The 21,013-nt window shown below is 71.4% G+C and carries 21 protein-coding genes and 1 tRNA gene; 7 read left to right on the plus strand and 15 right to left on the minus strand.

Going from position 1 to position 21,013, the window contains the following annotated elements; translation table 11 throughout:
• Positions 1-4 precede the first annotated feature (4 nt).
• From CUC05_RS11585 to CUC05_RS11625, 9 genes are all read right to left on the minus strand, one after another.
• Positions 5-850, minus strand: coding sequence for a patatin-like phospholipase family protein (locus tag CUC05_RS11585; RefSeq protein WP_108666273.1), 846 nt, complete (start codon positions 848-850; stop codon positions 5-7).
• A gap of 40 nt (positions 851-890) precedes the next feature.
• Positions 891-1,667, minus strand: a complete 777-nt coding sequence (gene fabI, locus CUC05_RS11590) for an enoyl-ACP reductase FabI (RefSeq protein ID WP_108666380.1) — start codon at positions 1,665-1,667, stop codon at positions 891-893.
• Positions 1,668-1,727: 60 nt separating this feature from the next.
• Positions 1,728-3,173, minus strand: coding sequence for an acyl-CoA carboxylase subunit beta (locus tag CUC05_RS11595; protein ID WP_108666274.1), 1,446 nt, complete (start codon positions 3,171-3,173; stop codon positions 1,728-1,730).
• Positions 3,174-3,219: 46 nt separating this feature from the next.
• Positions 3,220-4,434, minus strand: coding sequence for a beta-ketoacyl-ACP synthase II (gene fabF / locus CUC05_RS11600; RefSeq protein ID WP_170127996.1), 1,215 nt, complete (start codon positions 4,432-4,434; stop codon positions 3,220-3,222).
• Between the two features lie 70 nt (positions 4,435-4,504).
• The gene (locus tag CUC05_RS11605; RefSeq protein WP_108666275.1) at positions 4,505-4,741 is read right to left on the minus strand and encodes an acyl carrier protein; all 237 of its coding nucleotides are present in this window, start codon (positions 4,739-4,741) and stop codon (positions 4,505-4,507) included.
• Positions 4,742-4,866: 125 nt separating this feature from the next.
• Complete coding sequence (locus CUC05_RS11610) at positions 4,867-5,883, minus strand: beta-ketoacyl-ACP synthase III (protein WP_108666276.1); 1,017 nt, start codon at positions 5,881-5,883, stop codon at positions 4,867-4,869.
• A 42-nt stretch (positions 5,884-5,925) separates the two neighbouring features.
• Complete coding sequence (locus CUC05_RS11615) at positions 5,926-6,240, minus strand: hypothetical protein (protein WP_108666277.1); 315 nt, start codon at positions 6,238-6,240, stop codon at positions 5,926-5,928.
• Between the two features lie 240 nt (positions 6,241-6,480).
• On the minus strand, positions 6,481-7,083 hold the full coding sequence (locus CUC05_RS11620) for a thymidine kinase (protein WP_205712280.1): 603 nt from the start codon (positions 7,081-7,083) through the stop codon (positions 6,481-6,483).
• 90 nt (positions 7,084-7,173) lie between these two features.
• Positions 7,174-7,599 (minus strand): acyl-CoA thioesterase, encoded by a 426-nt coding sequence (locus tag CUC05_RS11625; RefSeq protein ID WP_205712281.1) that lies wholly within the window; start codon positions 7,597-7,599, stop codon positions 7,174-7,176.
• A gap of 21 nt (positions 7,600-7,620) precedes the next feature.
• Between CUC05_RS11625 and CUC05_RS11630 the strand changes: the two genes are divergently transcribed.
• Positions 7,621-9,006 carry a M20/M25/M40 family metallo-hydrolase gene (locus CUC05_RS11630; RefSeq protein WP_108666384.1) on the plus strand — a complete coding sequence of 462 codons (1,386 nt, stop codon included), beginning with the start codon at positions 7,621-7,623 and terminating at the stop codon, positions 9,004-9,006.
• A gap of 13 nt (positions 9,007-9,019) precedes the next feature.
• On the plus strand, positions 9,020-9,346 hold the full coding sequence (locus tag CUC05_RS11635; protein WP_108666278.1) for a hypothetical protein: 327 nt from the start codon (positions 9,020-9,022) through the stop codon (positions 9,344-9,346).
• Positions 9,347-9,365: 19 nt separating this feature from the next.
• On the opposite strand, the gene CUC05_RS11640 is transcribed toward CUC05_RS11635, so the two are convergent.
• Complete coding sequence (locus CUC05_RS11640; RefSeq protein ID WP_108666279.1) at positions 9,366-9,839, minus strand: hypothetical protein; 474 nt, start codon at positions 9,837-9,839, stop codon at positions 9,366-9,368.
• 109 nt (positions 9,840-9,948) lie between these two features.
• Positions 9,949-10,386, minus strand: coding sequence for a hypothetical protein (locus CUC05_RS11645; RefSeq protein WP_157965469.1), 438 nt, complete (start codon positions 10,384-10,386; stop codon positions 9,949-9,951).
• Positions 10,387-10,604: 218 nt separating this feature from the next.
• Here CUC05_RS11645 and CUC05_RS11650 point away from each other — a divergent pair, with 218 nt between their 5' ends.
• Positions 10,605-11,534 carry a hypothetical protein gene (locus CUC05_RS11650; protein WP_157965470.1) on the plus strand — a complete coding sequence of 310 codons (930 nt, stop codon included), beginning with the start codon at positions 10,605-10,607 and terminating at the stop codon, positions 11,532-11,534.
• A gap of 45 nt (positions 11,535-11,579) precedes the next feature.
• On the opposite strand, the gene CUC05_RS11655 is transcribed toward CUC05_RS11650, so the two are convergent.
• Positions 11,580-13,049 carry an LVIVD repeat-containing protein gene (locus CUC05_RS11655; RefSeq protein ID WP_157965471.1) on the minus strand — a complete coding sequence of 490 codons (1,470 nt, stop codon included), beginning with the start codon at positions 13,047-13,049 and terminating at the stop codon, positions 11,580-11,582.
• Positions 13,050-13,230: 181 nt separating this feature from the next.
• On the opposite strand from CUC05_RS11655, the gene CUC05_RS11660 reads away from it, so the two are divergent.
• The gene (locus CUC05_RS11660) at positions 13,231-14,922 is read left to right on the plus strand and encodes a CocE/NonD family hydrolase (protein ID WP_157965472.1); all 1,692 of its coding nucleotides are present in this window, start codon (positions 13,231-13,233) and stop codon (positions 14,920-14,922) included.
• Between the two features lie 6 nt (positions 14,923-14,928).
• Here CUC05_RS11660 and CUC05_RS11665 read toward each other — a convergent pair whose 3' ends face one another.
• Both CUC05_RS11665 and CUC05_RS24695 read right to left on the minus strand, forming a co-directional pair.
• The gene (locus tag CUC05_RS11665; protein ID WP_420810904.1) at positions 14,929-16,005 is read right to left on the minus strand and encodes a quinone-dependent dihydroorotate dehydrogenase; all 1,077 of its coding nucleotides are present in this window, start codon (positions 16,003-16,005) and stop codon (positions 14,929-14,931) included.
• A gap of 53 nt (positions 16,006-16,058) precedes the next feature.
• Positions 16,059-17,054, minus strand: a complete 996-nt coding sequence (locus tag CUC05_RS24695) for a CorA family divalent cation transporter (RefSeq protein ID WP_157965473.1) — start codon at positions 17,052-17,054, stop codon at positions 16,059-16,061.
• Positions 17,055-17,415: 361 nt separating this feature from the next.
• On the opposite strand from CUC05_RS24695, the gene CUC05_RS11675 reads away from it, so the two are divergent.
• Positions 17,416-18,792 carry a DEAD/DEAH box helicase gene (locus CUC05_RS11675; RefSeq protein ID WP_108666285.1) on the plus strand — a complete coding sequence of 459 codons (1,377 nt, stop codon included), beginning with the start codon at positions 17,416-17,418 and terminating at the stop codon, positions 18,790-18,792.
• Between the two features lie 91 nt (positions 18,793-18,883).
• On the opposite strand, the gene CUC05_RS11680 is transcribed toward CUC05_RS11675, so the two are convergent.
• Positions 18,884-18,954: transfer RNA gene (locus tag CUC05_RS11680), tRNA-Glu, on the minus strand.
• 106 nt (positions 18,955-19,060) lie between these two features.
• Here CUC05_RS11680 and CUC05_RS11685 point away from each other — a divergent pair.
• Positions 19,061-20,200: a tyrosine-type recombinase/integrase gene (locus tag CUC05_RS11685; RefSeq protein ID WP_108666286.1), complete on the plus strand. Its 1,140-nt coding sequence runs from the start codon at positions 19,061-19,063 to the stop codon at positions 20,198-20,200.
• A 547-nt stretch (positions 20,201-20,747) separates the two neighbouring features.
• Complete coding sequence (locus CUC05_RS11695; protein ID WP_108666288.1) at positions 20,748-20,930, plus strand: helix-turn-helix domain-containing protein; 183 nt, start codon at positions 20,748-20,750, stop codon at positions 20,928-20,930.
• Positions 20,931-21,013 lie beyond the last annotated feature (83 nt).

Raw genomic sequence — 21,013 nt, forward strand, 5'->3', positions numbered from 1 at the left:
GCGCTCACCCGTCCAGCAGCTCCAGCACGGCGCCGAGCTGGTCGCGCATGGCGTCGTAGCCGAGCTGGGCCAGGTCGTCGGCCCGGTCGAACGACAGCCACGACACCCCCGCGCCGAACGGCGGGGCGACGACCACGTCGGCCTGAACGAGGCGTGACTGGACGAACTCGGCGACGCCGATCTCGAGGCCGCGCAGGACGCCCTTGAGGGCCCCGTCCACCGTCGCGTCGCCCAGGCCGATCGGGGCCGACCCGACGTGCACCATCACCACGACGTCGGCACCCATCGCACGGGCCACGTCGACGGGCGCCGGGTCGGCGAAGCCGCCGTCGAGGTAGCGACCCTGCTCGAGCTCCAGCGGCTTGGTCAGCACCGGCAGGGCAGCGCTTGCCATCACGGCGTCGGTCACGTCACCCGCGTCGAGCACCGCCCGCCGGCCGCCGGCGAGGTCGGTGGCGACGGCCGCGAACGGGATGCGAAGGTCGGCGAACGCGGGGGTGCCCCCCAGCAGCTCGGCCATCGTGCGCCGCCCGAAGTCCTCGTAGCCGTTCACGCCGAAGCTGACGACCTTCGGTGCCATGCGGACGGCGCTGCGGACGACCGCCATCAGCAGGTCCATCCCCTCGGCACCCACGAGGTTCTCGTGACCGGGCAGGGCGCTGCGGTCCAGCGACTGCAACGCCGCCAGCCAGTCGGGCCGTGCGGCGTAGGTCGCGCCCACGACGGCCCCCATCGACACCCCCACCACGACGTCGGGATGCACGTCGACGTCGGCGAGCGCGCGGAGGACCCCGACATGGGCCAGCCCGCGGGCGCCGCCTCCACCGAGGACGATTCCGAGCGTGGTCATGTCCCCATCATCGCAGGACCGACGATCCGGTCCTCGTGCGTCACGCGCCGATGGCGTGCACACCCCCGTCGCAGTGGACGATCTCACCGGTGACACCGGGCATCCAGTCACCGAGCAGGCTGCAGACCACGCGGGCCACCGGTTCGGTGTCGGTGATGTCCCAGCCCAGCGGCGCCCGTTCGCCCCACGTGTCCTCGAAGGACTTGAAGCCCTCGATCTGCCGGGCGGCCATGGTCTTCAGCGGGCCGGCGGCCACGAGGTTCACCCGGGTTCCCTGCGGGCCGAGCTCACGGGCGGTGTACCGGCAGGCGCTCTCCAGCCCGGCCTTGGCGACCCCCATCCAGTCGTAGCTGGGCCAGGCGACGGTGGCGTCGAAGTCCAGGCCGACGTACGAGCCGCCCCCGCCCGCCTTCAGCAGCGGGGCCATGACCCGTGCCAGCGAGGCGAAGCTGTAGGTGGACACCTGCACCGCGGTCGCGACGTCCTCCCACGGGGTCTCCAGGAAGTTGCCGCCGATCGCGCTCGCCGGGGCGAAGCCGATGGCGTGCACGACCCCGTCGACGGCACCCCAGCGGTCACCTAGCTCGGCCACGACGGCACCCATCTGCTCGGTGTCGGTGACGTCCATCTCCAGCACGTCGGGGGTGGACGGCAGGCGTTCGGCGACACGGGTCGTCAGGCGGATGCCCTTGCCGAACCCGGTCAGGACGATCTCCGCGCCCAGCTGCTGGGCCATGCGTGCCGTGGCGAAGGCGATCGACGCCTCGGTCAGCACACCGGTCACGAGCAGGCGCTTGCCGGCCAGGAGCTGCGGCAGGTCGGTGGTCTGGCTGGTCATCGGGCGGTTCCTCCGGTCGGCCCCGTGACGGGGACGGGTCTACTGCGGCAGGTTGTCGTGTCGGTAGCCGGGCTCCAGGGACCCACGCACCGCGTTGAGCGTCCCCAGCAGCACCCGCCGGGTGTCGCCGGGCTCGATGGTCTCGTCGACGCTCAGGATCTCGTTGGGCAGGTCGGGACGCAGTGCCTCGGCCCTGTACTTGGCCAGGTACTCCGGACGGCTGGAAGGGTCCTCGGCGATCGGACGGCGGTACAGCACGTCCACCGCACCCTCGGCCCCCATGACCGCAACCTCTGCGCCCGGCCACGAGTAGACCGCATCGGCACCGATGTTGCGGGAGTTCATGACGATGTAGGCGCCGCCGTAGGCCTTGCGCAGGATCACGGTCGCGCGGGGCACCGTCGCCTCGGAGAAGGCGTAGAGCAGCTTGGCGCCCTTGCGGATGATCCCCGCGGACTCCTGGCCCGTGCCCGGCAGGAACCCGGGCACGTCGACGAGGACCACGAGGGGCAGGCCGAAGGCGTCGCACAGCCGCACGAAGCGGGCGGCCTTCTCGCTGGCGGCGATGTCGAGGCAGCCGGCCAGTACCGACGGCTGGTTCGCGACGACCCCGACGGGGCGGCCGTCCATGCGGGCGAACGAGGTGACGATGTTGCGGGCGAAGGCCTCGGAGAGCTCCAGCATCGACCCGCCGTCGACGATGCCGCGGATCACGTCGCGCACGTCGTAGGGCTGGCGGTGGTCCGTCGGGATCTCCGGCATCGGCTCGGGTGGGACCGGCGCGGCGAGCGGCGGCTCCTCCCAGGCGGAGGAGGGCAGGTAGGACAGGACCCGGCGGGTCAGCTCGAGCGCCCCCTCGGCGTCGTCGGCCACGAGGTGCGCCACACCGCTGGTGGTGGAGTGCACGTCGGCGCCGCCGAGGTCGGCCAGCGAGACGTCCTCGAACGTGACCGCCTTCACGACCTTGGGGCCGGTGACGAACATGTGGGCGCGGTCCCGCGCCATGATGACGATGTCGGTCAGCGCCGGTGAGTACACCGCGCCACCGGCACACGGACCGAGCACCACGGAGATCTGCGGCACCCGGCCGGAGGAGCGGACGTTGCGGTGGAAGATGTGGGCGTAGCCGTCGAGGGCCGCAACCCCTTCCTGGATCCTGGCCCCACCGCTGTCGAGCAGCCCGACGACGGGGATGCGACCCCGGCTGGCCTTGTCCTGGACCATCGCGATCTTCTGGGCGTGCACCTCCCCGAGGGACCCGCCGAGGGCGGTCGGGTCCTGGGCGAACAGGGCCACGGGACGGCCGTCGACGGTCACGGTTCCGGTCACGACGCCGTCGCCGTCGGGGCGCTTGTCGGCCAGGCCGAAGGCGGTGACGTGATGGCGTGCCTGCGATCCGAACTCCACGAAGGAGCCGTCGTCGGCGAGCGTGTCGATGCGGGCCCGGGCGTCGGGCCGCTGGACGGGCGCGGCGGTCTCGGTCATGCGTTCCTCTGCTGGCTGGTGGGGGTGTCGGCGGAGCCGGGGGCGGTCAGGCGGTGAACGCCAGGACGGCGTTCTGGCCGCCGAAGCCGAAGGAGTCGGAGATGACGGCCTCGACCTTCGTCTCGCGCGGGGCCTTGGACACCACGTCGATCTCGATCTCGGGGTCCTGGCTGTCGAGGTTGGCCGTCGGCGGGATCACCTGGTGGTGCAGGGTCAGCGCGCTGAAGGCGGCTTCGATCGCGCCGGCGCCGCCGAGCGCATGGCCGGTGACGCCCTTGGTCGAGGTGACGGCCGGACGATCGCCGAGCACACGGCTGATCATGCGGGCCTCCGACACGTCGTTGAGGGGCGTCGAGGTCCCGTGGGCGTTCACGTGGTCGATGTCGCCGGGCTCGAGGCCGGCGTCGGCCAGGGCGGCACGGACGGCCATCTCGCCCCCGGCACCCTGCGGGTCCGGTGCGGTCACGTGGTGCCCGTCGGCGCTGGCGCCGTAGCCGGCCAGCTTGGCGTAGGTCCGCACCCCACGGGCATCGGCATCGGCCACCCGTTCGAGCACGAGCACGCCGGCGGCCTCGGCCGCGACGAAGCCGTCACGTCCGACGTCGAACGGACGCGACGCGGCGGTGGGGTCCTCCCGCCTCGTCGACAGCGCGGTCATGTTGTTGAAGCCGGCGATCGACAGGGGGGTGATGCCGGCCTCGGTCCCGCCGGCGATGACGATGTCGCAGCGGCCGACCCGCAGCAGGTCCAGGGCGTAGCCGATCGCCGTGGCCCCTGACGCGCAGGCCGTGGCGGTCGCCAGGTTGGGACCGTGGGCCCCGAAGTCCATGGCGATGTGTCCAGCCGCCATGTTGGGGATCATCCGTGGGATCAGGTGCGGGGAGACCCGGTTGGGGCCCCGCTCCATCAGGACGCTGTGCTGCTCCTCCCACGTCGGCGCACCGCCCATGCCACAGCCGAGCACGACACCCACGCGGGGGCCGTCCCAGGTCTCGTGGTCAAGGTCGGCGTCGCCGATGGCCTCTCGTGCCGCCACCAGGGCGAGCTGCACGAACCGGTCGAGCTTTCGAGCACGTCGGCCCAGCAGGGCGTTGGCGTCGAAGTCGGGGATCCGGCAGGAGAAGTCGACGTCCATCCCCTCCAGGACGGGGTCCGGCGTGGCGGTGCTCTCGCCACGCAGGACGGCCTCCCAGGAGGCGGCCGCGCCGATTCCGCCGGGGGTGACCAGGCCGATGCCGGTGATCGCAACGGGTGTGCTCATGGCGTATGTGCTCCTCGGGAGTCGTTGAAGGGTGTTCGGCCGGGACGGCGTCCGGCCGGGACGGCCGGTGCTAGACCGACGCGCCCTTGGACTCCAGCAGCTTGACGGCGTCGCCGACGGTCTTGAGCTCGGCGGCCTCCTCGTCCTCGATCTTGACGCCCAGCTCGTCCTCGGCGGCCATGGAGAACTCGACGAGGTCGAGGGAGTCCAGGTCGAGCTCCTCGAAGGTGGTGGTCTCGGTGACCTCGTCGGCGGCGATGCCGAACTTGTCGTCGAGCAGGGCGACGATCTTGGTGTAGACAGACATTGCGGGTTCCTTCGTGTGTTGGTGGTTGTGGGATCGGTGCGGCCGACGATGGCACACACCACCGATGCCGGTCGGCATCGGATGCAGAACCCTCCGATGTCGGAGGGCCAGGTCTGTGGGCTGCCTCAGATGGTGGGCAGCTCGGGCCAGGTCAGCGTGGTGGATCCCCACGTCAGCCCGGCTCCGAAGGCCGTCAGGAGCACGCGGTCGCCGGCACGCACGGCGCCGTCGGCGTGGGCGTGGGCCATGGCGATGGGGATCGAGGCCCCCGCGGTGTTGCCCACCCGGTCGATGTTGACGTAGCACTTCTCGCGCTCGAGCTCGAGGTTGCGGGCCACGGCGTCGAGGATGCGGATGTTTGCCTGGTGGCCGATCATCACGTCGACGTCGTCGACGGTCCAGCCGCGCCGGTCGAGGGCGACGCGGCAGGAATCGGCCATGCCCGGGATGGACCGGCGGTAGACCTCACGGCCCTCCATGGCCAGGAAGTGGTCCCGGCTGGCGGGCGAGTCCTCGCTGGGGGGCATGCTGCCGGCGCCGCCGATGGTGATCAGGTCCGACCCCTCGCCGTCGGACCCCAGGTCGAAGCTGCCGAACGCCCCCGGCTCGTCGTGGTCACCGGCGCGCACGACGGCCGCGCCGGCCCCGTCCCCGAAGATGACCCGCGTGTTGCGGTCGGTGGGGTACAGGAAGCTGGAGAAGACATCGCTGCCGATGACCAGCACGGTCCGGGCAGTGCCGGCCGCGATGAGGCCCTGGGCGGTGGCCGCCGCGTACACGAACCCGCTGCAGACCGCGGCAACGTCGAAGGCGGGTATGGGGCCGAGACCCAACGCGCTGGCCACGTCCGGGGCCGTGGCAGGGCACAGCCGGTGGGGAGTGGACGTGGCGAGGACCACCGCGTCGATCGCCGTGCCCTCACCGTAGTGCTTCAGGGCCTCGCGTCCGGCCTCGACGGCCAGGTGCAGCGAGGTCTGTCCCTCCGCCGCACGCCGCCGCTGGCTGATCCCCGTGCGAGAGGAGATCCACTCGTCGGAGGTGTCCATGACCCGGGAGAGGTCGTCGTTGGTCACGACGTCCTCCGGCAGGTGGGCACCCAGTCCGGCGAGGACCATGGCGGGGACGTGCTGGTGGTGGGTCATGCGACTCGGGTGGGTCGTGACGGCTGCGATGTGGCCAGGTGCCTACGCGCCCTCGAGGCCCGTGGGTGCGACGCGCTCCATGTAGGCCAGGCCCTGGCCGAGGCCGACCAGCTGGCCGGGGCGGGCCAGCATCTCCTTGAGGGTGGCGCCGATCGGGGCGATGACCGCGTCCGCGCGGCCGTTCCCGCCGGTGATGTGACCGATGATGTCGCCGGGGGCGACGGTGGCCGGGGCGTCGATCGCAGGTGCGAAGCGGCCCGTGGAGGGCGCGACCGCGATGGACATGCGGTCGGCGACGGTGCCGGCGAAGATCTCGATCTCGTTGGCTGCGGGGATGTCGGTGACGACGTCGAACATGTGGGGGTCTCCCTGTGGGTGTTCTGCGGTTGGACGGGTCCCGGGGGTGCGGGTTCCGGCTCTTGTCACCACCATTCTTGACATTGACGTCAATGTCAACTTCTTCTCCCCGCCCGATGGGACAACCCTGACGGAGATGCATGACCAACGGGATGAAGTTCCCGTTTCGTGGGCGTTTCGGACCCCTTGACAACACGAGGACACCACCCTCGGTGGTGTCCATGTGACCCGTGGTGTGGCCTAGGGCAGGGTGATCCGTGCCGGGTCGTTGACGACCGCGTGGCAGCCGCGGCACACCGGCTCGTAGCGGACCCGATCGCCCGTGACGTCGCCGACCAGGACCTGGTCGCCGTCGGTCACCATGACGCCGTCGACCAGCCGGGCGTTGTGGGTCGCGATGTTCCCGCACGCGCACAGCGGCTGGGTCGGCAGGGCGACGTGGCGGTCGGCGAGCTCGATCAGGCGGGCAGACGCCGGGAACAGCTTGGTCCGGAAGTCCGTGAGCAGGCCGTAGGCCTCGACGGGGATGTCGAGCTGGTCGGCCACGCGGGCGAGCTGGTCGATCTGTTGCGGTGCGTAGAAGTGCGCCTCGTCGGCGACGACGTGGTGCACGTTCTCCTCACGAAGCCCCTCGGCGACCATGGCGAAGACATCGGACGTGGTCGTGATGACGTTGGCCGGGGCGGACACCCCGACACGGGACGCAACGACCCCCTCCTGCCGGGGCTGCATGACGATGAGCATGCCCTTGAGCCCACGTGCGGTGACGTGATGATGGCGGACGAGCGCCGCCAGGCTCTTGCCACCGCCCATGGGGGCGTGGGAGAAGGTGAGGGTTGCCACGGGTCGTCCTCGTCGGTCGCGGAACGTCCGTCCATCGTGTCATGCCCGGTCCCCCATCGGGCGCAACCACCACCGGCCGGTCGACCCCCGTCAGCCCACGGGGCCGAGCAGCGGCTCGACCGGGTCCAGCGCCTCGCGGAGGAAGTCGGGGATCGACCGCTTCCCCGACCCGTCGGTGGCGATCACGACGTAGACGGTGCGGCCGGTGACGCACTCCTGCGCCTCGACCCGGACCGAGAAGTCGAGGACGAACGACGTGGTCCCCATCCGGGCGGTCGACACGGCCACACCGACGTCGTCGCCCCAGCCGACCCCACGACGCCACGTGATGTCGGTGTTGACCAGCTGGACGTCGAACCCCCGCTCCATCATCTCCCGGTAGGGCACGCCACGGTGGGCGAGGAAGGCCGTGAGGGCGTCGTCGAAGTAAGCCAGGTACCACATGTTGAAGACCACCCCCTGCTGGTCGACCTCGAGGTAGCGGACGTCGATCGGGTGGGTGAAGGTGGGGTGCACGCCGCCGTAGGATGCCTGACCATGGCTCCGACCACATCCGAGATCATCGCCGCCGTCGACGCCGGGCACGAGACCGCCCGAGCCGACCTCGAGGCGTTGTGCCGCATCCCCTCCATCGCCTTCGACGGCTTCGACCCGGCGCCGGTGCACGAGAGCGCCCGAGCGACCGCCGAGCTGCTGGAGCGGTCCGGCCTGCAGGACGTTCGCCTGCTGGAGGGTGGTGGGGCGCCCCCTGCGGTGTTCGGGGAGGTCCACGTCGGCGACGACAGGCCCACGGTCCTGCTGTACGCCCACCACGACGTCCAGCCCACCGGTGATGTCGACGCGTGGACCTCGCCCCCGTTCGAGCCGACGGAACGCGACGGCCGTCTGTACGGGCGGGGCTGCGCCGACGACAAGGCCGGCGTGGTCGCCCATGCCACCGCGGTCGCAGCCTGGAACCAGCTGGGCGGTCCGCCGGTCAACGTGAAGGTCATCATCGAGGGCGAGGAGGAGATCGGCTCGCCACACCTCGAGGAGTTCCTCGCCGAGCACGGCGCCCTCCTTGCCGCCGACGCCGTCGTGGTCGCCGACCTCGTGAACTGGAAGGTCGGCACACCCTCCCTCACCTACCTGCTGCGCGGCATGGTCGACGTCGGTGTGGAGATCCGGGTGCTGGAGCACGCGGTGCACAGCGGCATGTACGGCGGCCCGGTCCCCGACCCGCTGACGGCGCTGGCCAAGCTCATCGCCGACCTGACCGACGAGACGGGCGCCCTCGTGAACCCCGAGCTGCGCAAGGGGCTCCGGTCCCCGTCGGCGGAGGAGATGCGGCGCCTGGAGGCCCTGGACTTCGACGAGGGCAGGTTCCGCGGTGAGGCCAGCCTGGGCGCCGACGTGCGCCTGGGCGGCGACCCGGGACTGCCGGCCCTCCAGAAGATCTGGATGGAACCGAACCTGACGGTGCTCGGCATCGACGCGCCGTCGGTGCAGCTGGCCAGCAACGCCATCCAGCCGAGCGCCCGCGCCAAGCTGGGCCTGCGCCTGGGCCCCGGTCAGGACGCCAAGGTCGCCCGGCAGGCCCTCGTCGACCACCTCAACGCCCAGTCCCCCATGGGCCTGGAGGTCACCGCCACGCCGGGTGCCGCCGGCGACCCCTTCGAGACCGAGCTTGACCGGGCACCCGTCCGCGCCATGCTGGCCGCCCTGGAGAAGGGCTACGGAGCCGCCCCCGTGCTCATGGGCAGCGGCGGATCCATCCCCCTGCTTGGGCCGCTGCAGACGGCCAACCCGGACGCCACCATGCTGCTGCTCGGCGTCGAGGACCCCGACTCACGGGCCCACGGCATCGACGAGTCGCTGCACCTCGGCGACTGGAAGGCCGCCTGCCGTTCCGTCGCGCTGCTGTTCGCCGAGCTGGCCGGCTGACCGGCGGTCGTCGATGAGCCAGAAGTCCGACTACGACGCAGCGTACTTCACGCTGCTGCGGGCCCACGAGGAGCTGGACCACCTGCGGCGGTACCAGGAGTACCTCGGCGAGGAGCTGGCCAGGCTGGGGCGGTTCGCGCGTGAGATCCACGACGCCTCGAACGTGGTGCCCCGCAAGTTCCGCCGGCTGATCGACTCCACCGACAAGCCGACGCTGGAGGCCATCGGCAAGCGCCGGGCGGTCGTGCTCGCCGAACGCGATGCGATCCCCGAGCGGCTCGCCGCCCAGGAGGCGTTCGTGCTGGAGATGGAGGAGGAGGTCGCGGCCCTGCGGCCGTGACCATCCGCCGAGGAAGGACCTAGACGTTGGAGGGCACGACGCCCTCGAACCGCAGCACCAGGTCGTTGGGCTGCACGGTCAGGCCCAGCTCCTCGCGGGGGGCCCACAGGGGAATGCAGTCCCCTTGGCCGGCGTGGCCGCAGAGGCAGACGACGAGGTCGCCCTCGGGGGTCATGCCGATGAGCTGACGGGCGTAGCTGAGCAGCTCCTCCATCGTCACCTCGCCGCCCATGCGACGCCAGTAGGCCATGGCCCAGCGGGACTCGGGGCGACCGAAGATGGCCAGCGCCGTCCCGGGGGTCAGCTTGGTGATGGCGTCGAGGGTCTTGAGCTTGCCCTCGATGATCGAGTCCTGCTTCGGCTGCTTGCCGATGCGCGCCCCCGCGGTCGGCTGGCCGAGTCCGCCGGGCAGGTCCGACAGGTCGTAGTTCCCCGCCGCCTGTGCCGCCTTCTGCCGATCGACCTCGACCTCGTAGACCTGCTTGGTCGCCACGCTGTATGCCTCTTCCTCAACCGTTGACGCAGGTGACAGCCGGTCGCGCCACCTCCCACGAAGCCTAGCGGCCAATCGCCGTCCCGCCGATCACTGTCGCTGTCGGTGATCAGGGGTCGAGGCACTCCAGCCAGGCCACGACCTCGACCGCCGGCCGGTCCGGGCCGCCGGGTTCGGTGACCAGCCCGAGCCGGACCATCGTGTCGACGTCGTCCGGCCCGACGCACGTGGGGTAGCCCTCCTCCGACAGGGATCGTTGCCACTCCCCCTCACCGTCCCGCCACAGGACGCCCACCAGGCCCAGCCCCGTGTCGGCCAGGTCCACGGGCTCGGAGACGGCGATGGCGCTGCCGGTCGGGTCGACGGCGGCGACAACCGCGGTCACGGTTCGGCCCGACGGGGCAACGGTCCACGTCAGCGTTGCCACCGCCCCGAAGACCGCCCCGATCACGAGCAGCAGCACCGCCCGCAGGCCGGGCCGTCGCGTCAGGCCCTCCGGGGGCCAGTCCGCGTGGGGGTCGTGGTCGTGGTCCTCGTGGCTGCTCACCGACTGCACGCTATCCGTCCGGAGGCGCAGGTGGCACGAGCCGGGGTCGACCGGTCCCCACCCTGATCGGTCGACCCCCTCCGCAGCGGCGGAGCACCCCCTCTGGGTGGCTGCGTGCGGCGACAGGTCATCACGAGGTCGTCGCACCGACGTCGCACCTTGGCCTCCGGGTACCCCCTGTCTAGTATCAACCCCAACCAACGACAGGGAGATCAGGGGTGACTGATTCGCTGGCAGCCGCAGCAGTGCTGCGGCAGGTCCTGCTGCAGCCGGGACCGCGCCGGCTGTGGCTGCGCCACGCCATCGTCGGGCCGGCCGACGGGATCAACCAGCGTGCGGTGGCGGCGGTGCTGGCCGGCTACCTCGCCGACCGTGGCGAGCGCGCCGACACCCCGGACCTGCCGCGGCAGCTGAAGGACCGGGTCAACCGGGCCCTGAACGGCTCGTCCCTGAGCGCGGAGACGCTGCGGTGGTTCATCGAGGCGTTCGAGCTGGACCCCGACCAGGAGGCCGCGCTGTTCCAGGGATGGCTCGGCCCGCAGGCCGCCGACGGGAACCCCAATCGTCCAGCCGCACCCGACGCAGCAGCTGGAGGTGGCGTCGGGGATGCCGGGGACGACGACGGTCATCGGACCCTGCACCTGCAGGAATGGCACCGCATCGGACCGGACGGCATCCCGAGCGTCCACGAGACGGTGCAGACGATCCAGGCCACCGCCGAGTCGCTCGAGGCCTACCTGTACCGCTTCGACCGCAGGGAGGTGGTGGTCGACGCCCTCCACGGCGGGCAGGCGGGGCCCGTGCATCCCGTGGACGACGGGTTGCACGGCGTGCGGATCAGCTTCCCCACGCCGCTGTCGAAGGGCGACACCGCCACGCTGCGGTACCGGACTCGCTTCGCGTTCGAGACGCCGCCGCCGCCGCGGTTCCGCCGGGCGAGCAGGCGCAGGATCGACCAGGTCCTGATCATCGTGGAGTTCCACCCGGCACGGCTGCCGTCGCGCGTGAGCTGGTGCCACTGGGACGGGTACGGCCCGGACGCCCGGGTGGTGGTGGAGGAAGCGGTCTCGTTGGGCCGGTCGCACGACGTGCACCGGGTCGTCAGCCCCCTGCAGCACGCCACCGTGGGCTTTCGGTGGGAATGGTGACGGCCGGTCCATCACCGGACCGGCCGTCCCCCCGTGGTGATCGGATCAGTCGCGAACGGTGCGGCGGCGCGAGGTCTCGGCGACCATCAGACCGAACCCGAGCAGCAACATCGCGGCGGGGGCGACCCCGTCGGTGTGCAGCGGCGACGCCGGCGTGAAGCTGCTGGTCAGCAGCTGCGCGGAGGTGGCGCTGCGGTAGGTGCCGGTGGCCTCGCCGTCGAGGCGAACGACCTCCAGCCCGCGGGTGTAGTCGTGGATGTAGAGGATGTCGTCGGTGACCCACTGGACGGAGCCCGAGTAGCCCTGCAGCGGGACGATCCAGCCGTCCTCGCTCATCGTCCCGTCGGCGTCGACCGACAGGAACCGAGTGCCGCGGTCGTAGTAGGACACGGCGATCTGCCCGCCGGCGCTGTCGCTGTTCGGGCTGAACTCCATCCAGTGCGCGCAGTACAGGACGTTGCCGGGTGCGTTGCCGTCCAGGTAGATCCCGCGACCGGACACGTCGAAGGTGTCGACGAGGACGAACTGGGCAGCGCGCACCTGGGCTGCCGTGGCCTCACCGGCGTCGTAGCGCTCGATGGCGTCGACGACGGCGCTGGCGTCGAAGGTCTCGATGACGGATTCCTCGCCCTGGCAGTCGGTGCCGGCCGAGGCACCGCTGAGGACACCCACCCCGCCGAGGTCGGGGGAGATCTCGGTCCCGGCGACGAACAGGTCGCTGAGCCCGTTGCCGTCCTCCAGCGCCCACTCGACGCTGTGGTAGCCGAGGCCACGGAACGCGTGGGTGCCGGAGATGCGGTTCAGCTCCACGGGAACCGCGGGGTCGGTCGTGTCCATCAGGATGTTGCTGGAGCCCGCGGACATGACCAGGCCGGGACGGATCTCGGTCAGGTCGTGGGCGTAGGGACTGTTGGTCGCAGTGCCGTAGCCCACGACGGTCCGCCAGGTGTGGGGCAGCTTGACCGGGTTCGCCGGGTCACGGAGGTCGATGATGTGCCCGGTCCGGCCGTAGGCGTACGCGCAGCCGTTGGTGCCCTCGGTCACGCAGGTCCAGGTGTGGTCGGTGACCGGCAGGGTGGACAGGACCGACAGGTCGGTCGGATCCGACACGTCGATGACGCTCAGCTGGGCGTTGCCGTACGGCGTGGTGGCGCCGTCGACGACGAGGATCTCGCCGTTGGTGTTGGGGTCCTCCTGGGCCAGTGCCGCCCCGGTACCGGTCTGGTAGAGCGGGACGTACCCGAGCAGCTCGGGGGCCTCGGCCTTGTCGCCGGCCACGTCGTAGGTGAACACGCCACGGGGGTCGGTGACGTAGTAGACGTCACCGAGCCGCATGCCACCGGCCGTCCCGGCGTGCTCGGGGAACCGCCCGAGGTACTCGACGTTGTCGGTCGCGGAGTAGGTGACGTCAGCGGGCAGCGTCGGGTCCAACGAGACGCCGGGATGCGCCATCGCCGTGCCCCCCATCGCCATCAGCAGGGCACCGGTCAGGACCGAGAGGAACACACGTCGCAAGGATCTACTCCATCGTGGAAGCGGGATGCCCCTGTGTTCGACGCTCGCGGCCCGAAATCCTTCCGGATCGTGCGAACGGGTCACGTCGTCCTGGCGGTGTCGACGTCGGCGGACGACCGCTCGAACGGGGTGTTGCCGGCAGCCGGCAGGACTCGCGCGGTCGGTGTCGAACTGCACGGGCATGCGCTCCGCCCTCCTCCTCGTCGTGCTCGCCCTGACCGCGGCCGTGCTGGCCCTCGCGCCGTCCGGCGCCGGGGCCGACACCGTCCCGGCCGGCTACTCCTTCTCCCACGAGTGGTTCGAGAGCCACGACGGGCTGCAGCTGCACGCAGGGGTGTTCCTGCCCTCGGACCACGTCACGGGTGAGGAGCACCCGGTCATCCTCGTGCCCACGCCCTACACCTCGCCCAACGGCGGGGCGACGGGGTTGAACCTGTCCGGGCCGGAGATCCGCTTCCCCGAGCTGTTCGCCCACCAGTCCTTCCGGGAGGACCGCTGGGCGTACGTGCAGTTCGACATCCGCGGCTTCGGCGGGTCGGAGGGGTGCTTCCAGTACTACATGCCCAACGAGGCCGCCGACGTCGAGACCGCGGTCGAGCACATCGCCGGGCTGGACTGGGCCGGCGACGTCGCCCTGTGGGGCAAGTCCTACGACGCCGCCCAGCACGTGCTGGCCCTGGGTCGCGAGGACGTCGAGGGGCTGGCCGCCACGGTCATCCAGGCGCCCGGCCTGTCGGCTTACACCGCGCTGTGGGACAACGGGGTCCACTACGCGACCGGTCGGTACGCCACGACCAGCGTCTACACCGCCGACGACCTGTTCCCGGCCCACAACACCTCCACCCTCGGCGAGCCGAACTACTGGCGGGCGACGCTGTCGCCGGTGACGACGGCGGCGAACTACCCGACCTGCCGCACCGACGGCATCGTGATGATGAACACCGTCTGGGATCGAGAGGACGCGTTCTGGGCCGACAAGGAGCCCTACCTCGACGCCGTCGGCTCGGACGTCCCGACCTTCTGGCTGCACGGCTTCCACGACGCCAACACCAAGCCGCGGCACATGGACGTGTACTCGTCCCTGACCGGGCCGACGCAGGCCTGGTTCGGCCAGTTCACCCACGTCCGTGGCCACGAGGCTGGCGTCGGCCGCAGCGAGTACTTCCTCGACGAGGTCTTCCGCTTCCTGGACCGCCACGTCCTGGGTCGCGCGTCCGGCGCGGACGACGCGGCGGTCACCGTGCAGCAGGGTGACACCGGCGAATGGCGCCACGAGGAGCAGTGGCCGCCCGCCGACGGGTTCGACTGGGCGATGCCGCTCAACGAGGGCGCCTACGTCGACGAGCAGGGCAACAACGCCGGTGGCAGCTCTGCCGGCACCGGCGTCCTCAGCGTCAGCCCGGTGCTGCCGCACGACGTCCACCTCGGCGGCGAGGTCACGATCGACGCGACCGTCTCCACGACCCTGCCGATGGCCCACATGGTCGGGCTGCTCTACGACATCGCCCCGAACGGTCGAGCCCGGTTCGTGCAGCGCGGCGCCCAGCTGATCGACGGCACCGGCGAGCAGGACCTGTCCTTCAACCTGTACCCGCAGGACTGGGAGTTCCGCGCCGGCCACCGCATCGGGGTCCTGCTGTCCCCCGGCGACGACAGCTGGTACTCCCCCGGTGTGACCGGCCAGGACGTCGACGTCGTGGCCGGGCAGGCGACCCTCCCCCTCATCGCGGTCGACCGCACCGACCTGATCGACGGTGGCATCTCCGACGGTGCCGACGACGTCTCCCCGTTCGTCCTTCCCGCCGATCGGATCGTGCAGGCCGAGGTCGACGTGAGCCTGCCGCCGGCGCAGACCGCCCCCGACGGCAGCTGACCCGGATCAGGCGTCGGCGCCGATGATCTCGGTGACCGACGAGTGACCGCCGGCACGGAGGCGAGCCGCCAGCTGGCGGCTGATCGTGGTCGGCCAGGCCGGCCCGCCGTACACGACCCCCGTGTAGGCCTGGACCAGCGACGCCCCGGCACGGAGGCGCTCCCAGACATCGTCGACGTCCTCCACCCCACCGACCGACACCAGTGCGATCCGGTCGCCGACGCGGGCGTGCAGCCGGGCGAGCACCTCCACCGCGCGGTCGCGCAGGGGTGCTCCGGACAGACCACCCGCCTCCGCCGCCAGGCGACCCCCGGTGCGCAGGCCCTCCCGGCTGATGGTGGTGTTGGTGGCGATGATGCCGGCCAGCCCCAGGTCGACGGCCAGGTCGGCGACGGCGTCGACGTCCTCGTCGGCCAGGTCGGGGGCGATCTTGACGAGGACCGGCAGGTCGTCCGGTGCGGCGCCCCTGACGGCATCCAGCAGCGGCCGGAGCTGTTCGGTGGCCTGCAGGTCACGAAGCCCGGGGGTGTTGGGCGAGCTGACGTTGACGACCAGGTAGTCGGCGAACGGGGCGAGGCGCTGGGTCGACACGACGTAGTCCGACGGCGCGTCCTCGGCGGGGACGACCTTGGTCTTGCCGATGTTCACGCCCACCACGCCGCTGTCACCGGTCGACAGCCGCTCGGTCAGCCGCTGACGGGCAGCCGCCGACCCGTCGTTGTTGAAGCCCATCCGGTTGATCAGCGCCCGGTCGGCGGGCAGGCGGAACATGCGGGGGCGCGGGTTGCCGGGCTGGGGTTGCCCGGTGACGGTGCCGATCTCCACGAAGCCGAACCCGAACGCGTCGAGGGCCCGGTACACCTTCGCGTCCTTGTCGAACCCGGCGGCCATCCCCAGTGGGCTCGGGAAGCGCACCCCGAACACCTCGGTGGCCAGGATCGGGTCGGGGCGGCCCACCAGGCGACGGGTCAGCCAGAGGCCACCCGGGATGCCCTGGAGGAGCCTGAGCAGCCGGATCGCGACGTGGTGGGCCTGCTCGGCGTCGAGGCGCACGAGGACACGGGAGAACAACAAGCGGTACAGCACGCCGCCGGAGGGTAACCGCCCCGTGGTCGGCTGCCCGGCCGGGACGGGGCTCACAACCACTTGCGGGTGCGGAAGACGATGTAGAGGGCGACCGAGCACGCCACCATGACGCCGAGGAGGATGGGGTAGCCCAGCGGGTGGCTGAGCTCCGGCATGTGCTCGAAGTTCATGCCGTACACGCCGGCCAGCAACGTCGGCACCGCGGCGATGGCCACCCAGGCGGAGATCTTGCGCATGTCCTCGTTCTGCCGGAGCGCAACGTCGGTCTGGTAGGCAGCCAGGATGCCGCTCAGCAGGCCGTCGACGGCCTCGGCACGGTCGACCAGGCGGACCAGGCGGTCCCGAAGGACCTCCCACTCCCCTCGCCCGACCTCGGACAGCATGGGCACCGCGCCGTCCATGAGGTCGTCGAGGGGGTCGATGAGGGTCGCCGTGCCCTGCTGGAAGTCGATGGCCTCGCGCTTGAACAGGTAGATGCGCTTGGACGCGTCCGACGAGCCGTTGTCGTCGAAGACCTCCCGCTCGAGGACCTCGACGTCCTGGCGGAGGTCGGCGAGCACATCGGCGTATCCGGCGATTACCGCCTGGAGGTGGGCACGCACGATGCCCGCCGGGCCACGGGCCAGGTCCGACGCCTGCTGCTCCAGCTGCCACCGCAGGTCCCTGACGTCGGTCGGCGCGTGCCGGGACACCGAGATGACGAGGTCGCCGTGCACGATGAGGACGAGGTTGCCGATCTCCACGAGGTCGCGGCCCTGGTCGTAGCGGGCCGCGGCCACGGTCAGGACGAGTGCACCGTCGGGCTGGCTCAGCGACGCACGGCTGGAGGACTGCTCCATGGCCATGCTGAGCGCCGGGGGCAGGTGGGCGACCTGTGCCAGCCGGTGGACCTCCTCCCGTGACGGGTCGCTGAGGGCGATCCAGCACGTCCGTCCGTGCCCCGCGGCCAGGGCGGCCAGCGCCCCGACGGGCGTGTCGGTGTCGGGCAACGCCACCCCTGCCCGGTAGGTCGCACAGCCGTTGATCATCCGGGCATCATCGCGCACGGCGAGTCCGTCCGTCGGCAGGTTCGGGGAGTCGTGGCGAGGGTTCGGTGCAGGGGTGTCCGCACGGCCTCCCCCCGCTGCGTCACTAAACGGGTACCGTTGGTGCTCACGCGTCGAGCTGCGCCACATGTTGGCCGGACACGACGCCGTCCCGGCCGCAGTGGCTGCGACGACGCTCGGCCGCCGGCCACGGACACGATCCGGGGCACGCGAGCACCACCGACCCCGCGGCACCTCCCCCTGACCCGCCGCCGGCGCGTACATCTGCGCGCCAGCCGTCCCGCACGAGCGGGACCGGCACTGCGCAACGTGCGCGTGCCCGATCGCGCTGCCCCACGGGCGCGCCCCGAAAGGTTTCACCATGTCCCCGACATCCACCCCCACCCGCGAGCGATCCCGTCGCCGCACCGACGGCGACCAGCCCTCCTTCGAGGCCCTCGGCGTCGACCAGGAGCTCGTCCGCATCCTCGGACGCCAGCAGATCCGTACCCCCCGACCGATCCAGGCCGACACGATCGAGGCCGCCCTCGACGGCCTCGACGTCTGTGGCCGCGCGCCCACCGGGTCGGGCAAGACCCTGGCCTTCGTCCTGCCGCTGGCGCACATGAAGCCCGGCAACGGTCGTCCCGTCGGCCTGGTGCTGGCCCCCACCCGTGAGCTGGCCGTGCAGATCGACGAGGTGCTGGCGCCGCTGGCGGATCGTCGTGGGCTGCGCACCCGGGTCCTCATCGGTGGCACCAGCATCAACAAGGACATCAACGCCCTCAAGCGAGGCGTCGACATCCTCGTCGGCTGCCCCGGCCGGATGATCGACCTGAAGAACCGGGGCAACCTGGACCTGTCCCGCGTGCGCATGGCGGTGCTCGACGAGGCCGACCGCATGGCCGACATGGGCTTCATCCCCGACGTCACCCGCCTGCTGGACGCCACCGACTGCGCCGACGGGCAGCTGCTGCTGTTCTCCGCGACCCTCGACGACACGACCGCCAAGCTCGAGCGTCGCTACCAGTCCGATCCCGTCCGCGTCGACGTGGGCGCTGCCGTCAAGGCCACCGGCAACGTCAGCCACACCTGGCACGTCGTCCCCCGCCAGGAGCGTCGCCCGATCACCGAGAAGCTGCTGGCCGACAGCCGGTCGGCGATCGTGTTCACCCGCACCAAGCGCGGGGCCGACCGACTGGCCAAGCAGCTGTCCCGCGGCGGCCTGAAGGCCGCCCCCATCCACGGCGACCGATCGCAGAGCCAGCGTCAGCGGGCCCTCAACGACTTCACCGACGGTCGCGTCGGCGTCCTGGTCGCCACCGACATCGCCGCACGCGGCATCCACGTCGACGACGTGGACGTGGTCCTGCACTACGACCTGCCGGCGACGGCCGAGGACTACACCCACCGGTCGGGTCGTACCGGCCGCGCCGGCGCCGACGGGACCGTGCACGCCGTGGTGTGCGACGACTCGCGGGCCGATGCCCGGACCCTCGCCAAGGACCTGACCGTGGACCTGGGCTGGGTCGGCGACAAGAACGGCCCCAACACCGCACCGCCCAAGCAGCCCGGCAACGGCGGCAACGGGGGCGGTGGCCGGGGTGGCAACGGCCGCAACGGCGGCGGTCGCAACGGCGGCGGCAACGGGGGCGGGAACACCAACGGTGGCGGCAACAGCAGCCGCCGTCGTCGCAACGGCAACGGCCAGGCCAGCGGCGGACAGCGGTCCGGCCGCAACCAGTCGCGTCGCGGCTGACCAGTCCCGAACCGAACCAACGACGCGGCCCGATCCGGACGGATCGGGCCGCGCTGTCGTCTGTCGTACCCACTCGGCCTGTGGGCCGTGGTGGTAGCCCCGACGGGATTCGAACCCGCGTCGCCGGCTTGAAAGGCCGGTAGCGCACCCTCGCGTTGGGCCAGCATCGCCGCAGGTCAGCGGCCTGTTCGTGCCGGCATCGTACACCCTTGCAGACCGTTCGTGCCACGTACGTGCCATAAGAATCCGGAAGTGGCACGCTGAGGGCATGGCCAAGCGCTCTCGCCGACACTCCGGCGGCACCATCCGCCAGCTCCCCTCGGGGCGGTGGCAGGTCCGGGTGCGCGACGGCGCCACGTCCAAGCTCGTGGCGCTCGGCACCTACGCGACCAAGGCCGATGCCAACGCCGCCCTGCGGCACGCCGGGGCCGATCAGGACCGGGGCGCCTGGGTGCCCCCCGAGCGTGGCAGCGTGCGGCTCGAGGACTACGCCCGCGATTGGCTCGACTCCAACCCTCGGATCCGGTCCCCCAGGACGCGCGAGCGGTACGACGGCCTCCTGCGTCTCCACATCGGCCCGACCATCGGTCAGGCCGCCATCGGCAAGATCACCCCCGCCTCGGTCCGTCGCTGGCACACCGACCTCGCCGCCTCAGCTTCGAGCGACACCGCGGCCAAGGCGTACCGGATGCTCCGCGCCGTCCTGAACACCGCCGTTGCCGACGAGCTGATCGTGCGCAACCCGTGCCGCCTCGATGGGGCCGGCCAGGAGCGAGCCGAGGAACGTCCGCTTGCCACCGTGGCCGAGGTCAACGAGCTGGCCGACCTCGTTGACCCGCGTTGGCGCCTGCTCGTGCTCATGGGCGCGTGGACCTCCCTGCGCTTCGGCGAACTGGCCGCGCTGACCCGGGCCGACGTCGACCTGATGCGTGGCGTCGTGCGCGTCACGAAGAGCCGTCAGCGACTGGACGACGGCACCTCGGTCGTGGTCCCGCCCAAGAGTGCTGCCGGCCGCCGGACCGTCGCCATCCCTCCCCCGCTGGTCCCCGAGATCGAGCACCACCTCGCCGCCTTCGCCCAGGAGGGGGCCGACGGGCTCCTGTTCGTCGGCGCCAAGGGTGCGCCGCTGGACCGCTCGCACTGGAACCGACGGTGGCGCAGGGCCCGCGCCGCGATCGGGCGCGACGACCTGCGGTTCCACGACCTACGGCACACCGGCAACACCCTTGCCGCCGCCACGGGCGCGTCCACGAAGGAACTGATGACGCGGATGGGCCACTCCTCGATGGCGGCCGCGCTGCGCTACCAGCACGCCACCGATGATCGCGACCAGGCCATCGCCCGGGCCCTGGGTGAGGCCATGGAACGCGGTAAGGTCGTCGAGCTCGACGACCGGCGGTCCGGTTAGGGGACGAACACGACGCCGCGACCCCTCGCGTCCGCTTCACGGCCCAGAGTGGTGCACCGGGCCTTCTTCAACGACGTCTTGAGGCCACAGCCGCGGCACCTCAGGTGCGCGGCGCGGCCGGGGACCTCCAACCACGCCAGACGCTTGTCGCCGATCACCGCGCCATCGGTGCCGTAGCCGCCCCTGGCCACTCGTTCGCTTAGCGCCCCGTGCCGCGCTCGTTCGAAAGCGGTAGCCCCGTTCCGCTGCAAGACGAGGGGTTCCCACAGCATGCCCCGGCGCCAGTCGTCGCCCTCCGGTCGGAACCTCGGGGCGGACTCCCACTGGGGGACGAGGATCGCCAGCAGCGGGGAGCGGTCGCCAAGCCGGTCCGCGCACCGCGAGCAGCGGACGTGGACGCGTGGCTCGTTGTTCCAGTCAATAGTCGTGGCACTCATGGAGTGCTATCGTACATTCCGGTAACTACATAGCTGTGGGCTCCGCCCCGACAGGTTCCAGGGATTCGCGTTCAGACGATACCGACGGGCCGTCGATTGGAGCGTGCCCGATGAGCGATCAGCTCGTTGATGTGAAGTCCGCAGCGGAGCGCCTCGGCGTGACCGAGCGCTGGGTCCGGCGGGCCGTGGCCGAGCGCCGCATCCCCTTCGTGAAGCTTGGACGTCTGGTCCGCTTCCGCCCGGCCGACCTCGACGCGTACACCGAGGACCACACCGTCGCGGCGGTCCACTGAGATGCCCCGCAACAGAACGGGCCCCCGCCAAGGGGCCCGGTCCGGATCAGTCACCGCCACAGCGACTGTTGCCAATGGTAACA

The organism is Euzebya rosea, from assembly GCF_003073135.1.
GTDB lineage: Bacteria > Actinomycetota > Nitriliruptoria > Euzebyales > Euzebyaceae > Euzebya > Euzebya rosea.

Bases quoted from the DNA above. Each gene is read 5' to 3' on its own strand.
- CUC05_RS11585 (WP_108666273.1), bottom strand. From the start codon at position 850: ATGACCACGCTCGGAATCGTCCTCGGTGGAGGCGGCGCCCGCGGGCTG.
- CUC05_RS11685 (WP_108666286.1), top strand. From the start codon at position 19,061: ATGGCCAAGCGCTCTCGCCGACACTCCGGCGGCACCATCCGCCAGCTC.
- CUC05_RS11635 (WP_108666278.1), top strand. From the start codon at position 9,020: ATGAGCCAGAAGTCCGACTACGACGCAGCGTACTTCACGCTGCTGCGG.
- CUC05_RS11695 (WP_108666288.1), top strand. From the start codon at position 20,748: ATGAGCGATCAGCTCGTTGATGTGAAGTCCGCAGCGGAGCGCCTCGGC.
- CUC05_RS11605 (WP_108666275.1), bottom strand. From the start codon at position 4,741: ATGTCTGTCTACACCAAGATCGTCGCCCTGCTCGACGACAAGTTCGGC.
- fabF (WP_170127996.1), bottom strand. From the start codon at position 4,434: ATGAGCACACCCGTTGCGATCACCGGCATCGGCCTGGTCACCCCCGGC.
- CUC05_RS11615 (WP_108666277.1), bottom strand. From the start codon at position 6,240: ATGTTCGACGTCGTCACCGACATCCCCGCAGCCAACGAGATCGAGATC.
- CUC05_RS11630 (WP_108666384.1), top strand. From the start codon at position 7,621: ATGGCTCCGACCACATCCGAGATCATCGCCGCCGTCGACGCCGGGCAC.
- CUC05_RS11595 (WP_108666274.1), bottom strand. From the start codon at position 3,173: ATGACCGAGACCGCCGCGCCCGTCCAGCGGCCCGACGCCCGGGCCCGC.
- CUC05_RS11675 (WP_108666285.1), top strand. From the start codon at position 17,416: ATGTCCCCGACATCCACCCCCACCCGCGAGCGATCCCGTCGCCGCACC.
- CUC05_RS11610 (WP_108666276.1), bottom strand. From the start codon at position 5,883: ATGACCCACCACCAGCACGTCCCCGCCATGGTCCTCGCCGGACTGGGT.
- CUC05_RS11660 (WP_157965472.1), top strand. From the start codon at position 13,231: ATGCGCTCCGCCCTCCTCCTCGTCGTGCTCGCCCTGACCGCGGCCGTG.